The 2,420-nt window shown below is 76.4% G+C and carries 2 protein-coding genes; one reads left to right on the top strand and one right to left on the bottom strand.

Translation table 11 applies throughout. The annotated features are described in order from the left end of the window. Positions 1-128: 128 nt before the first annotated feature. Positions 129-1,217, bottom strand: a complete 1,089-nt coding sequence (locus tag AB0P03_RS17310; protein ID WP_363589728.1) for a ThiF family adenylyltransferase — start codon at positions 1,215-1,217, stop codon at positions 129-131. Between the two features lie 435 nt (positions 1,218-1,652). On the opposite strand from AB0P03_RS17310, the gene AB0P03_RS17305 reads away from it, so the two are divergent. Then, the gene (locus tag AB0P03_RS17305; RefSeq protein WP_244293373.1) at positions 1,653-2,198 is read left to right on the top strand and encodes a M48 family metallopeptidase; all 546 of its coding nucleotides are present in this window, start codon (positions 1,653-1,655) and stop codon (positions 2,196-2,198) included. The last annotated feature ends 222 nt before the right edge of the window (positions 2,199-2,420 follow it).

Raw genomic sequence — 2,420 nt, 5'->3', positions numbered from 1 at the left:
CTGGCCGGGCGCCGGCCCGGTCCGCCGTGGCGTGGGGCCGGGCGGCTGCCGAGCCTCGCAGCCGCCGGGCCCGCGCCCGGTAGGTTCTCTCCTCGGCCAGGCCCGCGCCCGGCAGGTTCCTCTCCTCCTCACCTCGGTGGCTGCGGCTGCCAGAGGCACCCGCAGTCCGGGTGTCCGCGCAGTCGCAGACGTCGTGGCATCCCTTCGCCGGCCGACACCTCGCACCACCCGTCCACGCTCGGGGGCCGCCCGCCGTCCAGGTGGACCTGGACGTGCAGCGCCGCCAGGCCGGCCACCATCGTGGCCAGGGCCGTGTCGCAGGCCGGGGTGCGCGCCCGGCCGGGCCCGCCGTCCGCCAGCTGGGCCAGGATCCGGGGCCAGGCGGCGTCCTCGTCCTCCCGGCGCAGGACCAGGCAGTGTCCGCAGGCCGACACCCCTGGCAGCACCAGGGGCCCGACCACCCCGAACTCCTCGACCACTCCGACGTACAGGTGCGGCACCCCGGCCCGGAGCAGCAGTCGGGCCTCGTACGTCCCGCCGGCGAACGCCCCGCTCCCGTCCCGGGGCGCGAGCACCACCAGGTCGGGCGGCGGCCCGTCGGGCTTTCGCCGGGGCACGGGCACCAGTGGTCGGCCCGCCGCCCGTTGCACGGCCTCCCGGGCGGCCGTCAACCGCAGCCGCCCGACGTCCCCCGGCGGCAGTCCTGCCGGGGAGCAGTCCCCGGGGCGCACCCGGCCGCCGTCCACCACGGTGACCGTGCCCGCCCCGCCGGCCGAGAGCACGGCCGCCACGGCGGCGCCCACCCGGCCCGCGCCGCGGACCTCGATCCGGGCGCCTGCCCGCCGGGCCAGGACGGCCGGTGCGGCGCCGGGGCCGGAGTGGACCAGGGACAGCGAGGCGAGGTCGGGGCCGAGCAGGTCCCGGTGGGGCTGGGGGAAGCGGGCCAGTGCGGTGCCGGCCGCCTCCGCGTCGTCCAGTAACCCGGTCTCCTCCAGGTCGGTCAGCAGTGCGTCGGCGGGCTCCCGGCCGAGGCCGAGCTGCTCGCCGGCCTCCAGCAGTTCGGGGCGGTCCCTGGTCCCGTCGACCAGGCCGAGGAAGTCGCAGAGGGTCTTGTCGGCCTGGCCGAGCACCCCGGCGTAGCGGGTGATGGTCCCGAACTGCAGGGTGTCGGAGTCCCGCCAGCTGCGGGACAGGGCGGGCTTCAGTACGAGGCGCACGGCGATCTCCCTTCCGATCGTTTCCGGACGGCTGACCGCAGCATGCCCCATCGCGCCGACGTCGTGCGCAAAGTTATCCACAGGCCCAGGCTCATGATCACATCATCTGTTCGCAGACCCTGTGGATAACCGCCCATCCGCTCCGGCGCCGGTTTCCGGACATCCGCCGTCGACTTTTCGTTCCCGATCACTCCATGAAAGATTTCGGCCACGGCACCGGACTTCTGTCCGTGGTACCGGGTAACGTCGTGTGCCATGGCAGCCGAGCGGGACTCCCATCCACCGGCGTCGCGTCGGCGTGCCCGTGCAGCGTCCGGGTCGCAAGTGGCGGCGCCCAGCACGCGTGGGCGTCGGGACCAGGATCAGCAGGCGAGGCCCGCGTCGCCGCAGCACCCACCCGCCGCAGCGCCACCGGAGCCGCACGACCGCGGCCGGGTGGAAGTGCGCCGCAGCGCCCGTCGCAGCCGCACCGTCTCGGCCTACCGCGAGGGCGACCGCACGATCGTGCTGATCCCGGCCCGGATGTCGCACGCCGAGGAGCAGCGCTGGGTCGCGCAGATGCTGGAGAAGCTCGCCGCCCAGGAGAGCCGCCGGATCCTCGGCGACGACGCGCTGATGGACCGGGCGCGCGGGCTGTCGGCCGCCTACCTGGGCGATCGCGCCCGGCCCGCCCAGGTCCGCTGGGTCACCAACCAGAACTCGCGCTGGGGCTCGTGCACCCCCAGCGAGGGGACGATCCGCCTCTCCCACCGTCTGCAGGGCATGCCGGAGTACGTCCTGGACTACGTGCTGCTGCACGAGCTCGCCCACCTGCTGGTGCCGGACCACGGCCCGGCGTTCTGGGCCCTGCTGGAGGCCTACCCCCGGACGGAACGGGCCCGCGGCTACCTGGAGGGCGTGGTCTCGGCGGCCCGGCTGCCGCACATCCCCGGCGCCCGGCACGCCGACCGGGATGCCGATCCGGCCTGTTCCTGCGGCTGACGGCTTGACGCCCGGCCGGGAGGCGGCGGCGGAGAGGGTGGCGAGGAGAACGACGCGGGGAACGATGCGGGGAACGATGCGGGGAACGAAAAGAGGGGGCGCGGGCGGGCCGGCCCCCCCCCCCCCCGGGCCGGTGGCCCCCGCCGCGGGGCCCCGCGCGGCCGGCCCCCCCCGCGCCCCCCCCCCGGGGGGGGGACAACCGCCCCCCCCGCGGTGGGGGAC

This window comes from Kitasatospora sp. NPDC088779 (genome assembly GCF_040685395.1).
In the GTDB taxonomy this organism is placed as follows: Bacteria; Actinomycetota; Actinomycetes; order Streptomycetales; family Streptomycetaceae; genus Kitasatospora.
This window is presented reverse-complemented; position numbering and strand designations above follow the sequence as displayed.